Source organism: Bacillus sp. FSL L8-0528 (assembly GCF_038593085.1).
Classification (GTDB): Bacteria; Bacillota; Bacilli; order Bacillales; family Bacillaceae; genus Bacillus; species Bacillus paralicheniformis.
Map to the genome: position 1 here is coordinate 2,026,696 of NZ_CP151961.1, position 23,988 is coordinate 2,050,683.

Annotated in this window: 21 protein-coding genes; 2 read left to right on the top strand and 19 right to left on the bottom strand. The window is 44.8% G+C overall.

Going from position 1 to position 23,988, the window contains the following annotated elements; translation table 11 throughout:
* Nucleotides 1-34: 34 nt before the first annotated feature.
* The 5 genes from uxuA to MHI30_RS10390 all read right to left on the bottom strand — a co-directional run bounded on the left by uxuA (nt 35) and on the right by MHI30_RS10390 (nt 6,664).
* A complete protein-coding gene (gene uxuA, locus MHI30_RS10370; protein WP_075754653.1) occupies nt 35-1,105 on the bottom strand; it encodes a mannonate dehydratase in 1,071 nt (356 codons plus the stop codon).
* 223 nt (nt 1,106-1,328) lie between these two features.
* Entirely contained in the window at nt 1,329-3,737 is a 2,409-nt protein-coding gene (locus tag MHI30_RS10375) for a glycoside hydrolase family 31 protein (protein WP_075754655.1), read from the bottom strand.
* Nucleotides 3,738-3,756: 19 nt separating this feature from the next.
* Nucleotides 3,757-5,052, bottom strand: a complete 1,296-nt coding sequence (locus MHI30_RS10380) for a TRAP transporter large permease (protein ID WP_075754657.1) — start codon at nt 5,050-5,052, stop codon at nt 3,757-3,759.
* 39 nt (nt 5,053-5,091) lie between these two features.
* Nucleotides 5,092-5,607 carry a TRAP transporter small permease gene (locus MHI30_RS10385; protein WP_075754659.1) on the bottom strand — a complete coding sequence of 172 codons (516 nt, stop codon included), beginning with the start codon at nt 5,605-5,607 and terminating at the stop codon, nt 5,092-5,094.
* A 46-nt stretch (nt 5,608-5,653) separates the two neighbouring features.
* Nucleotides 5,654-6,664 (bottom strand): TRAP transporter substrate-binding protein, encoded by a 1,011-nt coding sequence (locus MHI30_RS10390; protein WP_075754661.1) that lies wholly within the window; start codon nt 6,662-6,664, stop codon nt 5,654-5,656.
* Between the two features lie 455 nt (nt 6,665-7,119).
* Between MHI30_RS10390 and MHI30_RS10395 the strand changes: the two genes are divergently transcribed.
* Nucleotides 7,120-8,130 carry a LacI family DNA-binding transcriptional regulator gene (locus MHI30_RS10395; protein WP_075754663.1) on the top strand — a complete coding sequence of 337 codons (1,011 nt, stop codon included), beginning with the start codon at nt 7,120-7,122 and terminating at the stop codon, nt 8,128-8,130.
* Between the two features lie 185 nt (nt 8,131-8,315).
* On the opposite strand, the gene arsC is transcribed toward MHI30_RS10395, so the two are convergent.
* The 4 genes from arsC to MHI30_RS10415 form a co-directional block, all read right to left on the bottom strand.
* Entirely contained in the window at nt 8,316-8,735 is a 420-nt protein-coding gene (gene arsC, locus MHI30_RS10400; protein ID WP_075754665.1) for an arsenate reductase (thioredoxin), read from the bottom strand.
* 22 nt (nt 8,736-8,757) lie between these two features.
* Entirely contained in the window at nt 8,758-10,053 is a 1,296-nt protein-coding gene (locus MHI30_RS10405; protein ID WP_075754667.1) for an arsenic transporter, read from the bottom strand.
* A gap of 122 nt (nt 10,054-10,175) precedes the next feature.
* Nucleotides 10,176-10,523 (bottom strand): metalloregulator ArsR/SmtB family transcription factor, encoded by a 348-nt coding sequence (locus MHI30_RS10410; protein WP_020451676.1) that lies wholly within the window; start codon nt 10,521-10,523, stop codon nt 10,176-10,178.
* 207 nt (nt 10,524-10,730) lie between these two features.
* Nucleotides 10,731-11,324 (bottom strand): YdeI family protein, encoded by a 594-nt coding sequence (locus tag MHI30_RS10415; protein ID WP_075754669.1) that lies wholly within the window; start codon nt 11,322-11,324, stop codon nt 10,731-10,733.
* 123 nt (nt 11,325-11,447) lie between these two features.
* On the opposite strand from MHI30_RS10415, the gene MHI30_RS10420 reads away from it, so the two are divergent.
* Nucleotides 11,448-12,173: an endonuclease/exonuclease/phosphatase family protein gene (locus tag MHI30_RS10420; protein ID WP_075754671.1), complete on the top strand. Its 726-nt coding sequence runs from the start codon at nt 11,448-11,450 to the stop codon at nt 12,171-12,173.
* 284 nt (nt 12,174-12,457) lie between these two features.
* Here MHI30_RS10420 and MHI30_RS10425 read toward each other — a convergent pair whose 3' ends face one another.
* From MHI30_RS10425 to MHI30_RS10470, 10 genes are all read right to left on the bottom strand, one after another.
* Entirely contained in the window at nt 12,458-13,315 is an 858-nt protein-coding gene (locus tag MHI30_RS10425; RefSeq protein WP_020451679.1) for a RhaT/GlcU family sugar-proton symporter, read from the bottom strand.
* A gap of 140 nt (nt 13,316-13,455) precedes the next feature.
* Entirely contained in the window at nt 13,456-14,649 is a 1,194-nt protein-coding gene (locus tag MHI30_RS10430; RefSeq protein ID WP_237562727.1) for a family 10 glycosylhydrolase, read from the bottom strand.
* A gap of 91 nt (nt 14,650-14,740) precedes the next feature.
* Nucleotides 14,741-15,943, bottom strand: a complete 1,203-nt coding sequence (locus MHI30_RS10435) for an oligoribonuclease (RefSeq protein ID WP_025810777.1) — start codon at nt 15,941-15,943, stop codon at nt 14,741-14,743.
* 155 nt (nt 15,944-16,098) lie between these two features.
* A complete protein-coding gene (gene pflA / locus MHI30_RS10440) occupies nt 16,099-16,857 on the bottom strand; it encodes a pyruvate formate-lyase-activating protein (protein ID WP_065643157.1) in 759 nt (252 codons plus the stop codon).
* 61 nt (nt 16,858-16,918) lie between these two features.
* Nucleotides 16,919-19,144: a formate C-acetyltransferase gene (pflB, locus tag MHI30_RS10445; protein WP_065643156.1), complete on the bottom strand. Its 2,226-nt coding sequence runs from the start codon at nt 19,142-19,144 to the stop codon at nt 16,919-16,921.
* 320 nt (nt 19,145-19,464) lie between these two features.
* Nucleotides 19,465-20,937: a D-alanyl-D-alanine carboxypeptidase/D-alanyl-D-alanine-endopeptidase gene (gene dacB / locus MHI30_RS10450; RefSeq protein ID WP_075754675.1), complete on the bottom strand. Its 1,473-nt coding sequence runs from the start codon at nt 20,935-20,937 to the stop codon at nt 19,465-19,467.
* Nucleotides 20,938-20,999: 62 nt separating this feature from the next.
* Nucleotides 21,000-21,716: a hypothetical protein gene (locus MHI30_RS10455; protein WP_075754677.1), complete on the bottom strand. Its 717-nt coding sequence runs from the start codon at nt 21,714-21,716 to the stop codon at nt 21,000-21,002.
* On the bottom strand, nt 21,713-22,423 hold the full coding sequence (locus tag MHI30_RS10460) for a hypothetical protein (RefSeq protein WP_075754679.1): 711 nt from the start codon (nt 22,421-22,423) through the stop codon (nt 21,713-21,715). Before MHI30_RS10460 ends, MHI30_RS10455 begins: the two co-directional genes overlap by 4 nt.
* Nucleotides 22,420-23,274: an ABC transporter ATP-binding protein gene (locus MHI30_RS10465; protein WP_075754681.1), complete on the bottom strand. Its 855-nt coding sequence runs from the start codon at nt 23,272-23,274 to the stop codon at nt 22,420-22,422. Before MHI30_RS10465 ends, MHI30_RS10460 begins: the two co-directional genes overlap by 4 nt.
* Nucleotides 23,267-23,872 (bottom strand): TetR/AcrR family transcriptional regulator, encoded by a 606-nt coding sequence (locus MHI30_RS10470; protein WP_075754683.1) that lies wholly within the window; start codon nt 23,870-23,872, stop codon nt 23,267-23,269. The genes MHI30_RS10465 and MHI30_RS10470 overlap by 8 nt, the downstream gene beginning before the upstream one ends.
* Nucleotides 23,873-23,988 lie beyond the last annotated feature (116 nt).

A 23,988-nucleotide genomic window follows, 5' to 3' on the forward strand; every position in this document is an offset into this window, starting at 1 on the left:
CATCCCCCGTCTCTGCATTTTAGTTAGTGCTTGTTCATTTATTGCATTCCAAGGCGATCCGCTTCTTTTCTTTCGTCAATGTTTCCCACATTCCATTTAAATACACTGCACCCAGCGCCCGGTCATATAAACCATAACCCGGTTTTCCGGTCTCTCCCCAAATCATTCTCCCATGATCCGGTCTGGCTGGCCCGGCAAAATCAATATCTCTTAATGCTCTTACGATTTCATACATATCTAAAGAACCGTCTTCTGAACGGTGGGAGGATTCTTGAAATGACTTTTCCCCGATGATCTTAATGTTTCTCAGATGCACAAAGTTGACTTTTCCTTTTTTTCCGAAATAACGAATCAATGCGGGAATATCATTTGTTGAATTCACCCCCAGCGACCCGCTGCATAAACACAAACCGTTAAAGGAGCTGTCATAGAGATTAATCAATCGCTCCAAATTCTCTTTGTTCGTTATGATTCGGGGCAGTCCAAAGATAGGCCATGGCGGATCATCCGGGTGAATCGCCATTTTGACTTGTTCATCTTCTGCCGCCGGTATAACCGCTTTAATAAAATACGAAAGATTTCCCCATAAATCCTCTTCTGTAACGTGCTGGTATTGTTGAAAAAGATTCTTTAGCTGTCCATCTTCATAGCTTGTGTCCCAACCGGGAAGTTTTAGTTCACCATGCAAAGGGTTCATTTGTTTAACTTTTTCTTCTTCATAAATTAATGCTGTAGAACCGTCTTCTAGTGCATAGTCTAAAGAAGAACGAGTCCAGTCAAAGACAGGCATGAAATTATAACAAACGATTTTAACACCCGCTTTTGCCAAGTTGCGTATCGTCGTTTTATAGTTTTCAATATATTGATCTCTTGTCGGAAGACCTAATTTAATATCTTCATGGACAGGTACACTTTCAATGACACTTAACGATAAACCATGATTTTCAATTTTTTCTTTTAATTCCGCAATTTTCTCATAAGGCCAGGCTTCCCCTACAGGAATATCATAAATAGCCGAAACAATTCCAGTAACGCCGGGAATTTGGCGAATATACTCTAATGTGACCGGATCGCTGTCTCCATACCATCGAAACGTCATTTGCATGGTTCTCCCATCCTCTTCCCTCTTTTTATTTAACATTCGATGCCATCATTTCGCATGACAATAACAATATATTGGACCGATTTTCTAAAAAAGAATTTGCTGATTAGTATTCCCTTACATAATTTTCGTGATAATTATTCATGTAGCTTGCCGGGATGTAACCGCGGACAAAGATTCTTGCCTCGAGTAATGGAAAACATTATCATCATGTGGCCTTAATCTTTTAACCACACGGCAAACTGTAAGAAAACTCTCCGTTCTTGCTTTCCAGCTCTGTGCCATTTACGATCAGTTTTCTCTTTTCTCCATTTGGTACGTGAAAAGTGAGTTGATCATACGGTAACTCGTATGTTCCTTCCTTTTGTATTGAAAGTTTGATCCCGTCTTCTGTTGTTTCCATATCGACATGAATAAAGGCAAATGTATAAGTATATTCATTTGTTAACCCATCATCTTCATACAAACGATAAGTTGATTTTCCTTTTCCTTTGAATGGGAATAACAAAAATCCTCTTTCATCTTGGTTCTTTGTTTGGAATGTCACTTTTGCATCATTTACCGGAACGATCGCTCCCGCTTTCGCTAATAGCGGAGTATAATGTAATGGTGCCGGCAGAACGACTGTCTTTCCTCCTTCATACCAAGTTCCCGTATGGAAATCGTACCAGCCTTTTTCATGGTTCGGTAAATACACCTCCCGCTCCGTCATTCCTTTTTTGACGACAGATGCAACCAGCAAAGATTCACCAAGTATAAATTCATCGTTTTCTTCAAATGTTTTCTCATCATGTTCAAAATCATAAAATGTCGGTCGAATGATCGGCTGATAATGTTCGTGCGCCTCATACAGCGCGGTGTAAATGTAAGGGATGATCTTATGTCTAAACTTAATGAGTTCACGGATTTCATCGATTGTTTCAGGAAACATCCATGGTTCATTAACTGTCCCGTCATCGTTCCACGAATGAATGGTAAATCTCGGATGCATGATGCCGTTTTGCACCCATCTTACGAATAGCTCCGGTTCAGGGGCCGGTCCAGAAAATCCCCCGACATCATGGCCGAAATTGTAAATGCCTGATAAACTTAAACCGATGCCAGTTTGAATATTAAATTTTAATGTTTTCCAGCTTGTTCGGTTGTCACCGGTCCAAGTTTGTGCATAACGGTGCATGCCGGGACAGCCGGATCTTGAGATCAGATACGGGCGTAATTCCGGGTTGTGTTCTAGCTGCGCCTCGAAAGACGCTTTCATCATCAAAAGCGGGTGAAGCGCGCGGATCAATTCAAATTCCACTTCTTTGCCGAAGCCGTGACACTTGGCGTTTTGACTCCATATTTCAAACTCGTTATTGTCGTTCCAGGTTGAATCAATTCCGTATTCCAACAGCTTTTCTGTCACTTGAGCCTTCCACCAGTCGAACGTTTGGTGATTCGTGAAGTCTAAATAAGCCCCGATATCATCCCAAAATTGAGCCATCACCGGTTTTTGTGTTTCTCTGTTTACGATAAACATTTCTTTTTCTTTTAGTTCATCAAAGTACGGATGATCCTTTAGCAAACACGGTTTAATGTTGGCGCATAAACGCACGCCCTTCTCATGGAATTGTTGCACCATCTCTTTTGGAGCAGGAATTTTGCTCTCATCCCAGTTAAAGACATAACGTTTGTCACCGATAGATGTGTATCCTGACGATAACTGAAACGAATCGCATAACATATCATGTTCTTCACAAAGATGAACGAAATTTTTTAATTGTTCTTGTGCATTTGGAGCATCGGTATAGCTCATCGTAGAGCCTGAATAGCCCAGGCTCCATTTTGGCGGCAAGATCGTTTTGCCTGTCAGCCAAGAGAATGTTTCGACTACATCTTTTATTTTCGGACCGGCTATGAAGTAGTAGTCTAAATCCCCTTTTTCGGCCTGATAATAGCGGTACAGTCCATGATAGTTATCAAGCTCTGAACCCATATCAAAAATGGAAGCTGATAGATTATCATAGAAAATTCCATAGGAGATGCCTGTTTTCTTATGGCGTGTAATATAAAATGGGATATGTTTGTATAGCGGATCTGACCGCTCTGCGTCATACCCCATCGCATCGATATTTAACATCCGGTAGCGTTTCCCGTGTTTATCGATGTTTCCCGTTTTCTCGCCAAATCCAAAATATTGTTCCTGGAAATCGCGTTGTAAATAATGGTATACGCCCTTTCCAAAAGCCCCTTCAAAATTATACCCTTGTGTTTGCCGATCGTTTGCAACATTGATCCATTCAGAACCACTGTGATAAAACCAGCTGATCTTAAAACCGTTCAATTGAACATGAAGCTTGATCTTGCCGGTTTTTACGATAAAAACATCTTTGACTTGCTGAAATTCGTATTGAGGCAATGTAAATCCGCTCATGTCTAAACGATGGCGGCCCTCCCATGGCACATCGATCTGTCCAGGCGCGACACTCCACGTTTTTTCAAGCGTTAACGCTTCTCCCTCTGTCAGCAAAATCCGAATCATATCTTCTTCAAGAATGAATATTTTTGCTTGTGCATGGCCGTCATTTAAATGAAAATGCAGCACATTTTTCTCTTCTTTTATAAATGTAAACATGTAGGTTTCTTTAATTGACATTAAACAGACGCCTCCTGTCTTAAAGTCCAAATAATTGAGGCAGCATTAAGCTGATTTGTGGAATGTAGGTAACAATTAAAAGGACAATCATGATCGCAGCGTAAAATGGCAGAATCGGTTTAACCACTCGTTCAATATCAACTTTACCTATGCTGCATCCCACAAACAGAGCACTTCCCACAGGTGGAGTGATATTGCCGATACAAAGGTTAAATACAATCATAATTCCAAAATGCACCGGATCCATGCCAAAGCTTTGAACAATTGGCAGAAAGATTGGAGTAAAAATTAAAACAGCCGGAGTGATGTCCATAAATGTACCGATTATTAATAAGATGATATTCATCATCAGCAGGATCAAAATGGGGTTATCTGTAATCCCTAGCATTCCATTGCTGATTGCCGCCGGTATGCCTGTAAACGCCATGACCAATGACAGCATTGTTGAAGTCCCAACCAAAAACATAATAACAGCTGTGATTTCGACCGTTTCCAGCAGCATTTGGGGGAGCTGTTTCCATTTCAATGTCCTATAAAAGTGTGATAACAATAAGGAATAAGCCACCGCTATTGCTGCACCTTCAGTTGCTGTAAATATGCCGGCGATAATACCCCCGATTACGATTACAATGAGCAACAGGCTTGGAATCGCATCGAGAAGTACTTTAAAACCTTGACTCATCGTAATCTTTGGCGCAACAGGATACTTTTTCTTTTTTGCAATTATACAGGCGACAACCATCGTAGCCAGCCCCCACAAAATTCCGGGCAAATAGCCCGCCATAAATAAAGCGGCTACAGATGTTCCGCCGCTGACTAATGAGAAAATGATCAAAAGACCGCTAGGCGGAATAAGCAAACCAGTTGGTGCAGAAGCAATGTTTACTGCGGCAGAGTAAGTCCGGTCATATCCTTCTTTTTCTTGGAGCGGCGACATGACCCCGCCGATTGCAGCAGCAGCAGCTACAGACGAACCGGAAATCGATCCGAATAACATGTTTCCGATAACATTTGTATGGGCCAGAGAACCAGGCAGCCTGCCGCTGATCAATTTTGCGACGTTAATGAGCCGCATTGCAATACCGCCATTATTCATAATAATGCCTGATAAAATGAAGAACGGTACCGCTAATAAAGAAAAGCTGTCGATTCCAGTTACCATTTTTTGCGCCGAAGTGAAAATGGCAACATCAAAAGGAAAAATGGTAAGCATTGTTACAATGGACGCCGCCGCAATACTTACGGAAATCGGAACGCCGAGAAACAATAATATGAAGAATACTGCCGATAAAATGAGACCTGCTGCTATGGTCATATCATTTCACCTCTTTTTTTAGTTTTCAAAAAGCCTTAGTCACATCTTTTCTGCTTTTTTTACATCATCACCTGACTTTTGTTTTGAATTGAATTCATGTAAAGATTCATATAAACCGGCCAAGCTGTATCCAATGATGAGTATGCCTGCAACAGGAAGTGATAGATAAACAAATCCCACCGGTATCCCTAATGCTGCTGAAGATTGCCCCATTGTGGTGATCACTGCTTTTGATCCTCCCATCACCATCACAATCAGAGCAAAAGCAATCAAGAGAATCTGAATGAAAGTATGAAGGAAAACAGCTGCTTTTATTGGAAGTTTTCGAACGATAAATTCAATGGCCAAGTGCTTTTTTTTCCAAAATGCATAGGCACCACCCAACATAGAAATCCATATCAATGAATAGCGTAAAAATTCTTCTGAAAACGTACTAGGAGAATTCAGTACATATCGCGTAAATACTTGCCATATCGCAACAAAAACCATGACTGCCATTAGTGTGCAAGTCAAACATTCAATCGTTTTATCCACCGCTTTTTTTAAAGTGAGCATATACATCCCTCCCTTATCGAAAAATATTCGATTCGCTCATCCAGAGTTATTTTACTTTTTTAGCTTTCGCACGAATTTCTTTATAGTATTTTCCGATCAATTCTTTTTTGGCAAACTCATCATGAAGCGGGCTTACCGCATTTCGGAATGGAGTCTTGTCTGGTTTGTGGAACTTCACTCCCATTTCCTTTGCTTTCTTAACCGCATTTTCAGTTTCTTCAGCCCATACGATTTTGTGATACTCAGTAGATTCTTTCGCCGCTTCGATCACCGCATTCTGCTGCTCTTCGCTTAATTGATCCTTTTTGTCCAAATTCATGATTAAAATATCCGGAACGATCGCATGTTCTGAGTACAAATATTCTTTTGCCACTTCCCCGTGATTGTTGCTTGTTAAAGCCATTTCGTTGTTTTCGGTGCCATCGATTACACTTGACTGCAATGCTGTATATACTTCTCCATAAGCCATTGGAGTAGGTGCTCCACCCATGAGTTCCACCATTCGAATCGCTGTAGCACTCGGCTGCACGCGAACTTTTAAACCTTTAAGGTTATTTGGATGCATAATCGGTTTGTTCTTTGTGTAAAAGTTCCGTGAACCGGCATCATAGTAGGTTAATCCAATAAACCCTATGTTTTTCGTTGCATCATACATTTCTTTTGCAATATCACTGTCCATGGCTTCATAGAAATGCTGTTTGCTGTCAAATAAATAAGGCAGGCTGAAGATGGAGTAGACCTCTGAAAAACTTTCTAAAGCGCTTGCACTTACTTTAGCCAAATCGACAGCCCCGGTTTGCGTCAATTCAATCACTTCACGCTCTGAACCGAGCTGAGCATTTGGATACAATTGCACTTTAACAGTGCCATTGGTTTTCTTTTCTACGTCTTTTGAAAATTTGAGTAAAGACTTGTGGACGGGGTGCTCCTCATTATGGTTGTGAGCGAGCCGTAATGTTACGGTTTTATCGGTGCCTAGTACATCGCTGCTTTTACACCCCGTAAGCATTCCAAAGATTAAAGCGCATACAAAAAACACGGATAGCATTTTTCTCATGAACTACCCTCCTTGAATCTCATGACTGTTGCTTTCTAACCAAAGATTGATAGCGATTCATGTTTTCTTTCATCGTCATACATTCACAGCCATATTTTTTTGATAGCGTTTACAATTTCGCTCGAATAGTGAACGAATAAGCAGAATTTTGGCATTGTATGTTTCGGTTTATCCCCTGAATTCCGTTTCCGATTATGTTTTGTGCGAGACATTAGATGATCGTCTTTCTCACACTTCCCCTCCTTTACGATAAGTTTAACAACGTTGTTAAAAATAAACGTTGCTTCATCATCCGAAAAGTTCTTTTAACAACGTTGTTATTTCCTTCGGCAGATGTATATGATTGTTATTTTATGATGTATCATTTATAATAACAACGTTGTTATTTATTATCATAAATTTATTTCGGAAAATTTGCAATATTATATTTTTAAAGATTTTTTGGAGGATCCAAAATGACTGTAACCATCAAAGACATCGCCCATGCTGCCGGAGTAAGCTATTCAACAGTCTCAAAGGCTTTAAGAAACAGCCCTCTTGTAAAACCGGATACAAAGAAAAAGGTCTTGCAAGTTGCCGAACAATTAGGGTATACTCCGAATTTTGCAGCGAGAAGCTTGGCATCTAAAAAAAGTCAAACGATCGGTCTTGTCTGGCCTACAATTGAAAGAATCGCTTTATCGGCACTTGTTACAAAAATAAATGAAGTGGTCGAAAAGAACAGCTATTCAATGATTTTGTCTGTTAACAAAGCTAAAGAGGCAGTAGAATTGTTCAAGAGTTTTCGCGTGGATGGGATCATGGTTTTTGAAGAAGGCGGCGAAACTCAGCTTAGTGATGATGCGGGATTAACGATTCCTATCTTATCTTATGGAGTGTCGGGTGAACATACACATCCTATTATCGATGTTAATCATAAAAAAGCAATTTACAAAGCCGTTACGTATCTGTATCAACTCGGCCACAAAAACATTAGCTACGTCGGCGACCTCTCCCCTGCCGACAAGCGTCAGATTGAAAAAAGCAAAGGGTTTGAAGAGGTGATGATGGAAGCCGGTTTGAAATTAAGTCGAAATAGTATTTTAAATACTAATGGTTTAAGCTGGTATAACGGTTACACTGCTGCGAAAAAACTATTACAACAAACCAAAAAACCTACAGCAATCATTAGCGGAAGCTACGATATCAGTGTAGGGATTTTACGAGCCGTAAAAGAACAACAGCTCCGTATACCGGAAGACCTATCTTTAATTTCTTATGATAATATTCCTCAAATGGCAAGCCTTGAAACCCCGCTGACGAGCGTCGGGGTTCCAATCGATCAATTGGCTCACAAAATGGTTGATTCTCTGCTGTCTCTTATTCGTGAGCCGGGCTCAATACCATTAACTCAAAAAATGGACCCTGAATTAAACATTAGAATGTCATGCGCTTCTCCAGCAGTTTTAGGTAAAGAAAACAAGTAACATTTAAGTCAGGTCACCTTTTCTTTTTAAAGTGAAAAATCCCCGCCCTGGGGGTTTTTAGTGACCGCATTCCTCGGGTGCATTGATTTCTGTATTTTCACATGAACGGCCGCATGCATTCCAGACGTGTTGTTATATGTTTCTAAAAAATACAAAGCTCAAGTAACAATACTTGAGCTTTGTATTTATTCACCTGTCTCCGCAAATCGCTTGATCCGCTCTCCAATTTCATCGCGCACGCGCTGAAAGAATGCCCATTTTTCTTCTTCTGTCCCTTCTGCTTTGGCGGGATCGTCAAAACCCCAATGCTCGCGCTTGACATGCGGCGGTGTCATCGGGCATTTATCAGCCGCGTCCCCGCACAGCGTAATGACGAGGTCTGCGTTGTGTAAGATATCGGGATCAATGATATCGGACGTCTGCTCAGAAATATCGATGCCTGCTTCTCGCATGGCTTTGACCGCGTTCGGGTTTAAACCGTGCACTTCAATCCCTGCACTGTAGACGTTCCACTCGTCTCCGAGGTGTTTCTTCGCCCAGCCTTCAGCCATTTGGCTGCGGCAGGAGTTGCCTGTGCATAAAAAATAGATGGTCTTTTTTGACATTGGTCATCGTCTCCTATCATGTTTAGTGGATAATCAGCAGCCACACATAAAGTCCGGCAAGCGTGATGAACAGGGTTGGAATGGTCAAAATGACACCTGTTTTAAAATAGGTTCCCCAAGAAATCTTTACGCCTTTCAGTGAAAGGACGTGAAGCCACAAAAGCGTCGCCAGGGAGCCGATCGGCGTGATTTTCGGACCGAGATCAGAGCCGATGACATTGGCGTAAATCAGCGCTTCTCTGAGAATCCCGTGTGTGTCGGTATTGTGAATCGCAAGCGCATCAATCATCACCGTCGGCATATTATTCATCAATGAAGACAGGGTGGCTGCGATAAAGCCCATTCCGATTGTTCCGGCAAACAGCCCTTGATCACTGACGGTCTGGATGACCTGTGAGAGAATATCTGTTAAGCCGGCGTTTCTCAAACCGTATACGACGACATACATTCCTAGTGAAAAGAAAACAATCGCCCAAGGCGCTCCCTTCAGCACTTTCTTCGTTTGTACCGCGGGGCTGTTTTTCGCTGTAATTAAGAAAATGACGGCGATCACGCCTGCGATGATTGAGACGGGGATTGCGAGCAGTTCGCTGATAAAGTATCCCGCCAACAAAACGGCTAATATGAGCCATGACAAGCGGAACATTTTCCTGTCTCTAATCGCTTCCGCCGGCTGTTTTACATTTGTCATGTCATAATGCCGCGGAATGCTTTTTTTGAAAAACAAAAAAAGCACGATGATGCTTGCAATAAGCGAAAACAGGTTTGGAACAATCATTCTTGTTGCATATTCGATAAATCCGATGTTGAAAAAGTCTGCTGAGACAATATTGACAAGGTTGCTGACAACAAGCGGCAGCGATGTTGTATCCGCGATAAATCCGCTTGCGATAATAAAAGGAAAAACGAGCTTTTCTTGAAAATGTAACGCGCGTACCATGGCAAGCACAATCGGCGTCAAAATTAAAGCAGCTCCGTCATTGGCAAACAGCGCGGCTACTATGGCTCCCAGCAGGGAGACATAGACGAACATCCGAATGCCGTTTCCTTTCGCTGCCTTGGCCATGTGCAGGGCGGCCCACTCGAAAAATCCGATTTCATCAAGAATCAGGGAGATGATGATGATCGCGACAAAAGCCAAAGTCGCATTCCATACGATTCCCGTCACATCTAATACATCCTGAAAATTGACGACCCCGGCAATTAAAGCCAGCACCGCACCTCCGCAGGCCGACCAGCCGATGGATAGATTTTTCGGCTGCCAAATGACAAGCGTGAGGGTCAGCAGAAAAATCAAAATGGCTAAGACTGTCGTCATCGCGTGTACGCCTCCTTCATAGGTTTCCTCTCCGGACACATCTTATAATAAAATCGTTATATAAGTCAATGCTTATATAAAAAGTGAAATGAAAAAGAGGGAACTGTCCTCCCTCTGCTTTTTTATTGGCACGAAACGGGTCTTTCTTTTCTTTTAACGGTTTGAAGAACCTCATCGTGTTCATCGATCTGATTGAGAATGGCAAGGACCAATTCGCGTTCCGGAAAGTTGTCATGAAGCGAATAAAAGCGCCATTGCTCCCTTCTTTCTTCCTTGATCATATTTGCACTTTTCAGCTTTCGTAAATGCTGGCTTATGGCGGGCTGGCTTGTTTCAAACATATCGACAAGCTGGCAGACGCAATAAGGTTTCTCCTGAAGCAGTTTCAGGATCAAGAGCCGGGTCGAATCGTTCAATATCTTCATGCAGCTCACCGTGCTTTTCGAATCAAGCTTCGTTTGTACGGTCATGACATTCCCTCCAATCTCAGGCGCTTTGCAGCCGGTATATTGCCTCCATTATATAAATGTCTTTTTATATAATCAAGCGGTGATCATCAAGGTATGGATCTCGTGCCATTCGAAAAATTGAGCGGCCCTTCACTAATCAATTCACCGCTTCTTCGGTCATATGGTTATGATTCGCCTCTCTCATGAAAACGGTAGTTGCGAAATAGACTAGTCATTCAATCCCTTTCCATCAAGAATTTGCTTTGTATATTTTTCAATCCTCGATTCTCGGGTTTTGGATTGTTTTGGTTTAGAAAAATAAAGAATATACGCTCTTTGCCTGCCCGGCGTCAATTCTTCAAAAGCCGTTTTTAAAGCCGGGATTTCTGCGAATTTTTTTTGCAGTTCTTCTGGAATCGTATATTCCGCAGCCTTTTTAAAATCCACTTCAAGACCGGCTTTTTCCACTTCAATCGCTTCATTTATATAAGCTTTCAAGATGGTTTCCATTTCAGCTATTTCTTGTACATTGGTGAATCGAATCTGCCGCGCGGCTTGTACATTCTCCGTCTGCTGGATGAGAATCCCGTTGGGGTCCTTTAACAATGCGCCTTTATGAAACAAGAGGGCACAATATTCTTTAAATCCATGGATTAATACGATGTTTTTGTTCTCGAACGTATAACAAGGATGCTTCCACTTGAAATCTTCGTTCAGCTCACAGTCAAGAACGATTTGACGCAGCTTCTCAAACTCTTCCTTCCACTTCTCGGCTTTGCTTAAAAATTCATCAACCTTTGGGTTCGTTCTGCTATTTGTCATCAAGGAACACTCCTCTTTATATCATAATGTCATTTTAACCTAATCTCGCTCCGCCGACAGCAGAAATATTTTAATCGTTCCGGAGGTACAATATGCTTAGCTTAAAGAAGAGGCGGGTTGATTATGAAATTTGGCATCATGACGTTTAATATCCATCATGGAAAAGGAAGGGACCGTCGCGTTGATTTAGAGAGAACAGCCGGTGTGATCGCCGAGAGCGGCTGCGACATCGTCGGTCTTAATGAAGTGGATCAGCATTTCTCCAATAGAAGCGATTACGAAGACCAAATCGGCTCGTTAGCAGAACAATTGAACATGCACTATGCGTACTGCCCCTCCCTTTCATTGAGTTCCGGTGATTCTTCAGTGAACAGGCAATACGGGAACGCCCTCTTAACGCGTTTTCCGATTGTGAAAGAACGGCATCATTCATTCAACTTTGTCAAAGGGCTGATCGAAGGAAGGTCTCTTCTTGAGGCTGATGTCCGGATCGGTGATCGGCTCTTTCGCGTCTTTGTTACGCATTTGAGTCTGAATCCGTGGCTTCACGGCAAGCAGACGGATTTTTTAATCGAGAGGGTTCAAGAGAGCGATCGGCCTGTGATCGTCATGGGAGACTTTAATATGAGGCCTCATTCACGGGGATGGACAAAGGTCTCGGAAAAACTGGCCGACCTGTGGGATGAACGACAATACGGACAGGGGTTCACCTACCCTTCGCACCGCCCGAGACGACGCTTGGACTACATCTTTCTCAGCCGGTCTTTTCATGTGTCAGCGGCTGAAGTTGTCGCCGTTGATCCGAGCGCTTCCGACCACCTGCCGCTTAAGGGCATTGTCACATATTAAAGGACGGCTTTAGAAGCCGTCCTTCAGCGTGTCGACAAACCCTCGCATTCGTTGTCAGGCCTGTGCGTCGGTGCTCACGAATAGGAGAAGGATCGGCGGCTAACCGCCCAGGCGTCCTGCCTGAACGCCGCCGTCATCACATCCTGTGAAAGTCAGCTTCCGATGCTCGGTCTTCCTAGACTGCAAGGGTTTTCAATCACGCTGAAAGGATGACAAAATCCCAAAACTAAATATCGTTTTGGGATTTTGTCAAAAAGCTTAAGGACGGCTTTAGAAGCCGTCCTTTAAGCTTTTGCAATGCCCAGCAAAACGCCGGCTGCGACGATTAATATAATGCCGATGGCGATACCGATCAGCTGCCGCTTCGTTTTCTTTTCGCCGAGCAAAATAATGCCGCCGAGCGTTGAGATGACGATTCCCATCTGCGATAGCGAAAAACTGGTCGCTACGCCGACCCGCGGCTGGGAAATGAATAAAAACATGTTTCCGGCTGCCCAGATTAAACCCGGAATGATATTTTTGATGACGTAAAAATTAAACGGCTTATGCCTGAATGTCAAGATCAAGCCACCGGCTACCATGCCGATAGCCTGAGGAAAAAGAGCCGCCCAGCCACTGACATCGAAAAGCCGTACGACGACGACATACACGAGATAGCCGAATGTGGAAATCAGCAAAATCACGATTCCCTTTTTCATGTCGCCGGTTTTTTCCTCCGATTTTTGGCTGCGGTCTTCCAGCGATGTCAGCACGATTCCCACGATGATGAAAATCAGCGCCAGAATCCCGAGAACAATCGAGATTGTCGTCGCCCACTCGCGAAAAACAAGCACGCCGAACAAAGAAGTGGATACAAGCTGAAGTCCTGTTGAGATCGGCATCGTTTTAGACACGCCGATCAACTTGATGCTTTTCAGCTGATTGGTCTGACCGAGCGCCCAAAATAGTCCGGAGACGACGCCGACGGCAAATATACGGGGGGATAATTCAGGCTGGACGACGAAGTAGATTCCGATTGAAAAAATTAAAGCGCCGAATGTCGTACCGAGCACCTGGCTGTACGGTCCGCCCCCAAGCTTTACATTAAAGAGCACAATGCTTCCCCAGAAAATCGCTGGTAAAATCGCTAAGAAAATGTCCATTTGATGTAAACCTTTCTTTCTTTGTTTTTATCTATTAAGGTGCTCTATTCATGCGATTTTTAACACAAAAAATCCATTTTGAACATTGTCAAAATGGATTGGTACTGTTACCGGCGGCCGTATCACTAAAATATCAGTTTTCACTGTTTGCTGTTTACGCTGTCAAGCCAAGGCATACCGGGAATAGCTACCGGTTTTTTGTACAAGTCCTGGATCAGCCTGTCTTTTATGCCGAGCGGGTTCCGGTTTAAATCTTTCAGGCTGAAATGGATGCTTCCCATCACCATTGAGTCGCGGTTTAAGGCGATCTGTCGCGGATATTCTTCAGGGTCTGACCAGGCAGGATCTGAGTTTTGATTGATTTTATAGGCTGCTTGTCCGATGTATAAATGAACGGGGCGTTGGCTGACTTCATTTTTCCACCAGTCTACTAAAATGTCGTAGGAAGCCGGGGCAAAGCCGATGCTCCAGTAGATTTGCGGGGCGATGTAATCGATGTATCCCTGCCTGATCCATTCCCTCGTGTCAGCATAAAGGTCGTCATAGTTTGTCATTCCGGCGGCTGTATTCGATCCCGTCGGATCATCTGCTATATTTCGCCATACACCAAAGGGGCTGATTCCAAATTTGACCGATGCTCTTTCTTTTTTGACGGCGGCGTTGATCTGTTTGACAAGCTGGTTGACGTTGTCCCTCCGCCAATCTTCAATATTTGAAAAGCGGTCCTTTCCATATTGTTCATACGTGCTCAAGTCGGGAAATTCGACGCCTGCAATTTTATACGGATAAAAATAGTCATCCATATGAACGGCGTCGACTTGGTAATTTTTGACGACTTCCGCTATGCCTTGGACAATGAATTCCTGCGCCTCAGGAATGCCGGGATTGTAATACAGCTGTCTGCCGTAGGCAACGACCCAATCGGGGTGCATTCTAGCCGGGTGATCCTGTGAGAGCCTGTTTAAATCCGTATGATTCATCGTGATCCGATAAGGGTTGAACCATGCATGAAATTCAAGCTTTCTCCGGTGGGTTTCTTCGAGCAAAAATGACAGCGGATCGTAACCGGGGTCTTTTCCTTGAACGCCTGTTAAGTATTCCGACCACGGCCCGTATGCGGAAGGATAAAACGCATCCGCCGCCGGCTTAATTTGAACGACAACCGCGTTCATCCCCATGGCTGTCACATCATCCAAAAGCTTCACATACTCTGTTTTTTGCTCTTCGATTGTCAGCCCTTTTTTCGAAGGCCAGTCAATGTTTGTGACGGTGGCGATCCACACGGCCCGAAATTCTGTTGTTTCGCAGCTTGTGTTCTTTTCTTTCATGAACATCTCCCCTTTTGGAAAAATCGGAACTTTCTGTTATTATATGCCAGGTGTTCTTTTTTGTATATGAAAAAACAGGCCAAGACTGTCGAAGTCTTTAGCCTGTCGTTTGGATCGCCTGTTTCACCTGCTGCATCAAATATTGGACAAATGCTTCATCCCTTGCGAGCCATGCAGCATAATTTCTTTTAATAAACCGTTCTGCCTCTTCGAATGAAGTAAATGTCTCATGCTGAGTCACGCCGTTTAATTGAATGTTCCAGCCGTGTTCTCCAGGAAAGAGAAAAAACTGGTCTTCGTCCCTGTTGATATAAAGGCTGCCGTTGTCCGACTCTTTTACATTATAGACGTTTTTAAAGGCATCCGCTCTCAAGGGCTCCAGCGGAAACGGTTCAGTCACATACAGCTTGAATGCTTCATCTGTCAGCGGGCACCCCGCTGCTTTGGCATGGCCGCCGCCGCCGAACGTGCCGGCGATTTCTGATACATCTGTTTCATCATGGATGGTGCGAAGGCTCACTTTTTTGCCGCCCATATTTAAGATGGCGATATAGTCAAGGTGCGGATACGTTTTTCCGAGTTCGTTCCCCACTTCGGAATGATAGGATTCCGCATGCACGATGCCGACGCAGTGTGCATTGATGAAGGTCTGAACGATTTCCCGCCGTTTCCTGCGGATATACCGTTCAATTTTTTCTTCTTCCATATCCAAGATTTTTTCTTCGAATTCATCAAATGAAAACGCGTCGCTTTCTTTAAGGCGCCGGACCATTTTTTCCTCAAATTCGTCGATGGAAACCATAAAAAACAAGTCATTCAGGCGTTTCGCTTCGAGTGCGTCCGTCTGTTCCCATTCCCATGTATCATAGAGGCGTACGAGTTCGACGAACTGATCCATCGCTTTTGTCTCTTGAATATGGCCGTTGTCTATTAAGTATTCATAAAAAAGAGAAGTCGCTGAAGCGAGCCTGCCGTCCTCATATTGAACTTTTACCATGCCCCAAGAGCGTTCATTCAAATGCAGCGCAGTTTTATGGTGGTCGATAAGTTTGACCTTTCCGCCCGCTTCAGCATATTGGTCCAGCCTTTCTTCATTTTCTTGATGGACGGACAAGTCGGTAATAAACAGGCCTTCATGCTGTTTTTCTTTTCCTTTTGTCCGTTCCAAAAAACGCCCGACTTGCATATCAAGTCCGGTGACCGAATTGTAGCGGACCTCGACCCGTTCGCCAAAAGCCACCTTTGCGAGAATTCCGCAGCCGACTCCGTCCAAGTCGTTGTGAGAATACAAATGATACATGCTTCCCGCCCACCTTGCTGTTTTATTGTCGGCCTGCCGCAGCAGGCGCGTCTTTCTCATCTTACTATTGTAAAAAAAGGGATTTTTTATACGGTTGTGCGGTAAGACAAAAAGGACAGCTTTTTGTTGGAAAAAGTCTGTCCGGTTAAAAGGGTTTATGTTTCTTGCAGCATGGCTCCGCCTTGCAAGTGGGCGGTGAGCAGTCTGTATGCGTTTTCGGCCCTGGCGGCACTTGGCGGTTCAACCCCTTTTAATGGATAATCCAGGCCAAGCGCTTCCCACTTGTAGACGCCGAGTTTGTGATAAGGAAGAACCTCCACCTTCTGAACGTTCGCCAGCGTGCCGATAAACGTGCCGAGGGCTGCTAAATCGGCATCGATATCAGAGATCCCCGGAACCAGTACATGACGGATCCAGACGGGGACTTGATGATCAGCGAGAAACCGGGCAAAATCCAATATGTGGTCATTCGGCATTCCTGTCAGGTTGATATGTTTTTTTCTGTTGATATGCTTGAGGTCAAGCAAAACAAGGTCTGTATACTGGATCAGCTCTTTGATCTGCTCTTGAAATGCCGGCGCCGCCGAATAGCATCCGCCGGACGAATCGAGTGCCGTGTGTATGCCGTGGCTTTTACAGGCTTTGAACAGCTCGATTAAAAATGGCAGTTGTAAAAGCGGCTCGCCTCCGCTAACGGTGATGCCTCCGCCTGAAGCTTGAATAAACGGGAGATATTGCTGGACATCCTGTACGATTTCGGAAACCGTCATTTGTTTTCCGGTTCCGATTTCCCAAGTATCAGCATTATGGCAAAATTGACAGCGCATCAGGCAGCCTTGTGTAAAGACGACATATCTGATGCCCGGACCGTCAACGGTGCCGAATGTTTCGATCGAATGAATATTTCCATCCATGATGAAGATCACCTCTTTTTATGGAGGCGGAGCGCCTTGGCCGCGCTCCGCTTTTTGCTCGTTACATCGATTCATGGAAGGTACGGCTAATGACGTCTAACTGCTGTTCTTTCGTCAGCTTAATAAAGTTGACCGCATAGCCTGAGACGCGAATTGTTAACTGCGGATATTCCTCTGGATGTTCCATGGCGTCGAGCAATGTCTCTCTGTTAAATACGTTAACATTTAAGTGATGCCCTGTTTTTGCGGCGTATCCGTCAAGGATGCTTGATAAATTGACGGCGCGGCTCTCTTCGTCTTTGCCAAGCGCTTTCGGGACGATCGAAAAGGTGTTGGATATGCCGTCGAGCGCATAGCTGTAAGGCAGCTTTGCCACTGAAGACAGCGATGCAAGCGTTCCTTTAGTATCGCGGCCGTGCATCGGATTCGCGCCTGGTGCAAACGGTTCTCCCGCGCGGCGTCCATCCGGCGTATTTCCGGTTTTCTTGCCGTAAACGACGTTTGACGTGATCGTTAAAATGGACATGGTATGAACGGACTGGCGATATGTCTGATGCTTGCGCAGTTTTTTCATAAAGCGCTTGACAATGTCAACGGCGATCGCGTCGACGCGGTCATCATTATTTCCGTACTTCGGAAAGTCGCCTTCTGTTTCAAAATCGACGGCAATGCCGTTTTCATCGCGGACCACATTGACTTTGGCATATTTGATAGCGCTTAACGAATCGGCCACAACGCTCAAGCCGGCGATCCCGGTTGCCATCGTCCGCAAAATGTCCGTGTCGTGCAGCGCCATTTCAATTCTTTCATAGCAATATTTATCATGCATGTAGTGAATGACATTGAGCGTATTGATGTACAAGCCTGCAAGCCATTCCATCATCTGATCGAATTTATGCATGACCTCGTCATAGTCCAGCACATCGGAAGCAACCGGAGGCATTTCCGGACCGACTTGCATTTTATGTTTTTCGTCTTTTCCTCCGTTGATCGCATATAAAAGCGCTTTCGCCAAGTTGGCGCGTGCTCCGAAGAACTGCATTTGTTTGCCGATTGCCATTGCCGATACACAGCAGGCGATGCCGTAGTCATCCCCGTATTCAGGACGCATGATATCGTCATTTTCGTATTGGATCGAGCTCGTTTTAATCGACATTTTGGCACAGTAGTTTTTAAACTTTTGCGGAAGCCTGACAGACCAAAGGACGGTTAAATTCGGTTCCGGCGCCGGACCTAAATTGTCAAGCGTATGCAGGAAACGGAACGAGTTTTTCGTGACGAGTGCGCGTCCGTCGTGCGCTATTCCGCCGATTGATTCTGTCACCCACGTCGGATCGCCGCTGAACAGTTCATTGTAGTCAGGTGTGCGCGCAAATTTGACCAAGCGCAGCTTCATGACAAAATGGTCGACAAGCTCTTGGGCCTCCTGTTCTGTTAATGCGCCCGTTTTTAAATCTCTTTCGATGTAAATATCAAGGAATGTGGACACGCGGCCAAGGCTCATTGCTGCTCCGTTTTGCTCTTTAATGGCAGCCAAATAGGCAAAATACAGCCATTGAAATGCTTCTCTTGCATTCGCCGCAGGCTCGGAAATGTCAAATCCATAACTTGCTGCAAGCGCTTTAAGTTCGTTCAATGCCCGGATTTGTTCTGACAGTTCTTCACGAAGGCGGATGTTTTCTTCAGACATCACCCGAGAGGTGCCGGCCGCATCTTTTTTCTTTTCATCGATCAAGAAATCCACGCCGTAAAGCGCCACTCTCCGGTAATCACCGATGATGCGTCCGCGCCCGTAAGCATCAGGCAGTCCGGTAATGATTCCGACTTTTCGGGCAAGCTTCATTTCGTCCGTATACGCGTCAAACACGCCTTGGTTATGGGTTTTGCGGTAATCGGTAAAGATCCTTTCCACTTCTTCATTCAGTTCAAAACCATAGGATTCACATGCTTGCTTCGCCATGCGAATGCCGCCGAAAGGCTGAAGCGACCGTTTAAACGGCTCATCGGTTTGAACGCCGACGACTTTTTCCAAGTCTTTGTCCAAATAGCCGGGACCGTGCGAGGTGATCGTTGAGACGATCTCTGTGTCCATATCAAGGACGCCTCCGTTTTCACGCTCTTTTTTTGTCAAATCCATTACGTGATCCCATAATGCCGATGTAGCTTCCGTCGGAGGTTCGAGAAACGATTCGTCACCTTGATATGGCTCAAAGTTCGAGAGAATAAAATCGCGGACATTGACTTCTTTTTGCCAAACGTTTGTGGTGAAACCTTTCCATTGTTCCATTTAAATCCCCCTCTTTTCAAGTTGAAATGATATAACAGTTGTTGCATTTATATCTTATGTTCAATATAACAGGTTTGAATGTGATAAAAATCACATATTTTGTGAAATAGTTAACAAATTTGAGAAAGTTCTTTGAACATCGCGTTTTTTCTCATTTCAGCCGTTGTTTGAAGCTATTTTCTTTTGATGATTCTGTATTATAATAAAATCAAAATAGAGGGGATCTGTTATATAAAAAAGAACCGGGTTATAAAATCAAAATCGGCCGGCAGCAAAACATGAAATAAAGAAAACCCCATTGCCTTCAGCAATGGGAGATGTCATGAAGAAGCTAATATTTGAACGATTTTGTCTTCAATATCCTTTCCTTTTTCATCATCCGCGAGCTGATTGAGAAGAATGGAGAAAATCAATGTCTTGCCGCTTGCAGTATCGATATAGCCCGACAATGTACTGACGGTTGAAAGAGAACCTGTTTTCGCTCTGACTTTGCCTTTTAGAGCCGGGTCTTTCAACCGGTTTCTTAATGTGCCGCCGACCATTCTGTCGCTATCCCCCGCAACCGGGAGTGAACGGGCAAACGACGGAAACCACTTCTCCTCTTGAACGGAATACAATAGCTTTGTGATCTGGTCGGCAGAAATCAAATTGATATGCGAGATGCCTGAGCCGTCTCTGAGAACGATCTTTTCTGTGTCCATTCCAAATCCCTGCAGTTCTTTATTCAACACTTCCATACCTTGATCCCAGCTTCCTTCACGGTTCGCGGCTTTTCCCATTTCCTTGATCAGTGTTTCGCCATGGCCGTTGTTGCTGAGCTTCATAAAGGGGATCATCAGCTCTGAAAGCGGCATGGATTGATGTGCGGTGATGCGGCGCGCTTTTTTTGGCGCTTTGCCGGTTTTAGTCTCTCCCAGGATTCGAATGCCTTGTTGCTGTAAAGCCTGTTTAAATAAATCGAGTGCATATTCTGACGGCTCCCAAACCGCAACCCATTGTCTGACCCTTGAAGCGCCTTGTGGAATCGTCCCTTTGATTTGGATGGTATTTCCGCCGTGTTCCCTTTTAATCGTGATATCTTTTTTTCCGTCTGCAGCAACGGTCTTGGCACCGTTTTCGATTTTGACATGGTTCGTTTGCGGGGTAAGCGATACAACGGGTTTTTTTCCGGTTTTGACGTCAGGATTCACGTCGATGATGACCGTTCCGGCATCATAGTCTTCGTTTGGCGAAGCTGTTAAAGCCGAGATCTGCGCTCCGTAGTATGCGTCTTCATCGCTCCAGGAAAGGTCTGGAGAGTAGCGGACATCATCATACCAGGAATCATCGCCGACCAAGTCTCCCCGGATGACTGTGATCCCTTGTTTTCGGAGTGCTTCGGCCATTTGCTGAAAATCCGCTTTCAAAAGCGTCGGATCGCCTTTTCCTTTGATATAAAGGCTGCCTTTGAGTGTGCCCGCGGCTCGCGCGCCGTCTGTCATCACCTCTGTGGGAAAGGTATAGTCCCCGCCCAGGACGGAAAAGGCAGCTGCTGCCGTTAAAAGCTTCAGATTGGACGCCGGCCTCATCCGTGTATCGCTCATATGGCCGTATATCATTTTCCCGCTTTCCGCGGATCTGACGCTGATGCCTGCGAGCGCACCTTTTAAATCAGGTTCGGTCTTTAACAGCTGATCGATTTGCTCTTTGAGGCCGCCGCCTTTTTCCCCGGCGGCCAAGCCGTCTATGCTGCCGGCCAACGTCAATACAAAGATCATGATCATACACAGACAAAGCTTCATATTTTTCTTCATAAAATATCCCGCCTCCCGCTGATGTTTTAATACTTTATTGCAAAACGCGGCGGGATATACTCCTATTGGTCGGTTTTCACCAAAAACCTCCGGTATAAAAGCAGCAGTATCATGACATGCAGCACAACTCCGATGAACCCGAAAACGAAAACAAGCCCTTCCTGAGTAGTTCCCGCCAAGTACGTTTTCGCTGTCCAGTAGGTCGGCGTGAAAACGCCGAAAAGCTGCCACGGAAAAGGAATAAAATAAACCGCGGCCGGCATAAGAGTGAGCAGGCTGAACCCTTTCATTAAAGCAAGCCCTTCCACTTTGTTCGAAGCATAGGCGGCTAAAAGCAGCGTGTAAATCGGGGCTTGAAGCGTCACCATAATCAGGACGAACAAAAGGTACACAGAGCCGGGTGCCATTAAACCGCCGGATGCAAACAGCAAAATGCTGTAGCAAAAAGTGAGCGCCATCGGCAGGATGAGGCGGATCAAGACATATCCGTGCTTCGACAAGGGCGTCACGGCAAAATACTGAATCATATTTTCGTCGCGCTCATCAAGCAGGATAAACCCCGACATGGTACCGAGAATCAGGGGGATGAAAAGCATGGCAAAGCTCATGATCAAATGCCGGTATGGGATGATATTAAATCCCGTCAGTTCCGCTGACAAAGGAATGCCTGCTGCCGTCACGATGATGAGCAGAAAAGGCGCCAGACCGTAAAAAGCGAGCATTGAATCACGCTTGATCTGTTTCATATCTCCGCGTATCAGCTGAATGATTTTCATCATCGTGTATCACCTCCGCCAAGCTTTAATGTGATGAACGTCTGAAGTGAATGCCTCGCCCACAAATACGCGGCTCCGTTCCAGAACAAGAGAGTGGAAATCGCGTAGACGAGCTCCCATTGCTGAAGGCCGGTAAACACGGAACCTAACAGCATTAATGAGGCCTTTGACGGCAGAGCGTAAAACAGCGGGCTGCTCCAAATGCCCGCTGTTTCAAACAAAGGCAGAACGAACACAAAGGTGCTCAACGAAGACAAAAAGAAAAATCCGTTTAAGGTTTCGCACCGCACTGCCAAACCTAAGCCGATCATCGTGAAGAAAAATGAAGTGAAAAGCACGCCGCAAGCGAACAAACCGGAATTTGTTCCATAGCCGAACACGCTGCTGTGGATGAAAATGCTCGATCCGAGAGACAAAACGGACAAGGACGCCGTTTTGGAAAGAATATACTCACTCGCACTTAGCGGTGTGACAAACAGGCTGTCATGGATGTTTTGCCCTTTCTCCAGTAAAACAAGACCCCCGATGAAGAAAAACCCCAGGAAGCTCGGATCTGAAAACGTCAAGGCAATGCTGGCCGCCTCCCTGTAATCAGCCGGAAGAAACAGCAATACGGCGATATACACCGTGCTGATCAGCAAATAGGCATAATAAAAACCGTGCTTGAACTGAAGTTTGATATCATGGGAAATCGCTGACAAGATCCTCAACTTAAACGTCTCCCCGTCACATCGATAAAGATGTCTTCAAGCGACGCTTCTTGGGAATGGATGGTTTCCACAGGGTGCTCCTTGATCAAGTTCAAAAATTCCGGGCTGCTGCCGATCTGATCAAGGTCGAATTGAGCGGTTTCCAGCTGCCTGCGGCTGCGGTATTCCACTTTTACGTGCCTTTTTCCTTTTTGCACTTTCAAGGCGCGCGGAGAATCAATCAAAGCCACCCTGCCGTCAACGATGAAAGCGACGCGGTCGCAGATTTCTTCAGCTGTCTGCATGTGGTGCGTTGTGATCAGAATCGTCTTCCATTCCGCCTTTTTGTTCAGGATAAGCTGTTTTAATGTTTTGGCATGCACGGGATCGAGCCCTGAGGTCGGTTCGTCTAGAAATAAAAGATCAGGCTGATTGATCAGGGCTCTCAAAAAATTCAGCCTCATTTTCATGCCTTTTGAGTAAGCGGATACCTTTGTCCGGCCGTACTCTTCAAGACCCGTTAAAGCGAGCAGCGTTTCCGGCTCCTCAGTTTCAGATGCATACAAGGAACGGAACAAATTTAAGTTTTCCAGCGCAGTTAATCGTTGATAAAAATTCGGAAATTCAAAAGCGACGCCGATTTTCTCATAAAAGGAGCTGTCGGCTTGATTCAATTCTTTTCCCATCACAGAAACCCGGCCTTCATATTGCTTTAAAATACCGATTAAGATTTTTTGAATCGTGCTTTTCCCGGCGCCGGAAGGGCCGAGAAATCCAAAAATTTCACCCTTTTGAATCGAAAAGTCGATTCCTTTCAATACGGGCGTTTTTTGTCCGGGGTATGTGAAGCGAAGCCCGCTGACTTCAATCATGAGCTGCATCCTCCTTGGCCGAAAGTCCCTGTCCGACCAATTCGATAAGCAAATCCATCGTTTCGTCGTAGCGGTCTTCCCCAATGTTTGTTTTTTGAAAGGATAAAAGAACAATGGCGCGAATCACACTGATGATCGTCTCCGGTTTTTTTCTGACAAGCCAGCCTTTTTCCTGGCCCATTTCAATTAAAGGCTTGAAAAAATCTTCATCGCTGGCGAAATGCGCCTGCAGCTTTTCTTCAGGGAGTTTGCGGAAGAGCGTCTCGAGTAAGTTGTCATCGTAAACTTGGCGAATGTACGGGTTATGTTCCATCACCGCCAATGCTTCACGCAAAAACTGTGCAAATGTTTTCCCGCTTTCAGAAAATGATGCCTCAAGCTTGGCGCGAATCTTACTTTCTTCCTGCTGCAAAATCTCAAAATAAAGCTCCTCTTTCGAGTCGAAAAATGTATAAAATGAGCCTTGGGCAATTCCGGCCGAGGCTGTTAGCTCTCCGACACTCGTTTTTTTCAATCCAAGCTGCGCGAAAAGCTCCCTTCCGCTTTGTACTAAAGCTGAACGGATCACTTCCTTTTCTTTTTTGGTAAATTTCGGCATGGCAGTCTCTCCTTGTTTTATAAACATATGAATATTTTGATTTTATATTCATATAATGCGCTGCGTCCCTCTTTTTGTCAATATATTTTGGTTCAAATTTACCACAATATTTTCAT

What these genes read in the sequence shown, in the direction of transcription:
- MHI30_RS10415 (WP_075754669.1), bottom strand. Translation starts at nt 11,324, where the DNA reads ATGACAAATAGCAGAACGAACCCAAAGGTTGATGAATTTTTAAGCAAA.
- MHI30_RS10390 (WP_075754661.1), bottom strand. Translation starts at nt 6,664, where the DNA reads ATGAGAAAAATGCTATCCGTGTTTTTTGTATGCGCTTTAATCTTTGGA.
- MHI30_RS10455 (WP_075754677.1), bottom strand. Translation starts at nt 21,716, where the DNA reads ATGATGAAAATCATTCAGCTGATACGCGGAGATATGAAACAGATCAAG.
- MHI30_RS10420 (WP_075754671.1), top strand. Translation starts at nt 11,448, where the DNA reads ATGAAATTTGGCATCATGACGTTTAATATCCATCATGGAAAAGGAAGG.
- arsC (WP_075754665.1), bottom strand. Translation starts at nt 8,735, where the DNA reads ATGTCAAAAAAGACCATCTATTTTTTATGCACAGGCAACTCCTGCCGC.
- MHI30_RS10405 (WP_075754667.1), bottom strand. Translation starts at nt 10,053, where the DNA reads ATGACGACAGTCTTAGCCATTTTGATTTTTCTGCTGACCCTCACGCTT.
- MHI30_RS10380 (WP_075754657.1), bottom strand. Translation starts at nt 5,052, where the DNA reads ATGACCATAGCAGCAGGTCTCATTTTATCGGCAGTATTCTTCATATTA.
- MHI30_RS10430 (WP_237562727.1), bottom strand. Translation starts at nt 14,649, where the DNA reads ATGTTCATGAAAGAAAAGAACACAAGCTGCGAAACAACAGAATTTCGG.
- MHI30_RS10385 (WP_075754659.1), bottom strand. Translation starts at nt 5,607, where the DNA reads ATGCTCACTTTAAAAAAAGCGGTGGATAAAACGATTGAATGTTTGACT.
- MHI30_RS10410 (WP_020451676.1), bottom strand. Translation starts at nt 10,523, where the DNA reads ATGACCGTACAAACGAAGCTTGATTCGAAAAGCACGGTGAGCTGCATG.
- pflB (WP_065643156.1), bottom strand. Translation starts at nt 19,144, where the DNA reads ATGGAACAATGGAAAGGTTTCACCACAAACGTTTGGCAAAAAGAAGTC.
- MHI30_RS10435 (WP_025810777.1), bottom strand. Translation starts at nt 15,943, where the DNA reads ATGTATCATTTGTATTCTCACAACGACTTGGACGGAGTCGGCTGCGGA.
- MHI30_RS10425 (WP_020451679.1), bottom strand. Translation starts at nt 13,315, where the DNA reads ATGGACATTTTCTTAGCGATTTTACCAGCGATTTTCTGGGGAAGCATT.
- dacB (WP_075754675.1), bottom strand. Translation starts at nt 20,937, where the DNA reads ATGAAGAAAAATATGAAGCTTTGTCTGTGTATGATCATGATCTTTGTA.
- MHI30_RS10465 (WP_075754681.1), bottom strand. Translation starts at nt 23,274, where the DNA reads ATGATTGAAGTCAGCGGGCTTCGCTTCACATACCCCGGACAAAAAACG.
- uxuA (WP_075754653.1), bottom strand. Translation starts at nt 1,105, where the DNA reads ATGCAAATGACGTTTCGATGGTATGGAGACAGCGATCCGGTCACATTA.
- MHI30_RS10470 (WP_075754683.1), bottom strand. Translation starts at nt 23,872, where the DNA reads ATGCCGAAATTTACCAAAAAAGAAAAGGAAGTGATCCGTTCAGCTTTA.
- MHI30_RS10375 (WP_075754655.1), bottom strand. Translation starts at nt 3,737, where the DNA reads ATGTCAATTAAAGAAACCTACATGTTTACATTTATAAAAGAAGAGAAA.
- MHI30_RS10395 (WP_075754663.1), top strand. Translation starts at nt 7,120, where the DNA reads ATGACTGTAACCATCAAAGACATCGCCCATGCTGCCGGAGTAAGCTAT.
- pflA (WP_065643157.1), bottom strand. Translation starts at nt 16,857, where the DNA reads ATGGATGGAAATATTCATTCGATCGAAACATTCGGCACCGTTGACGGT.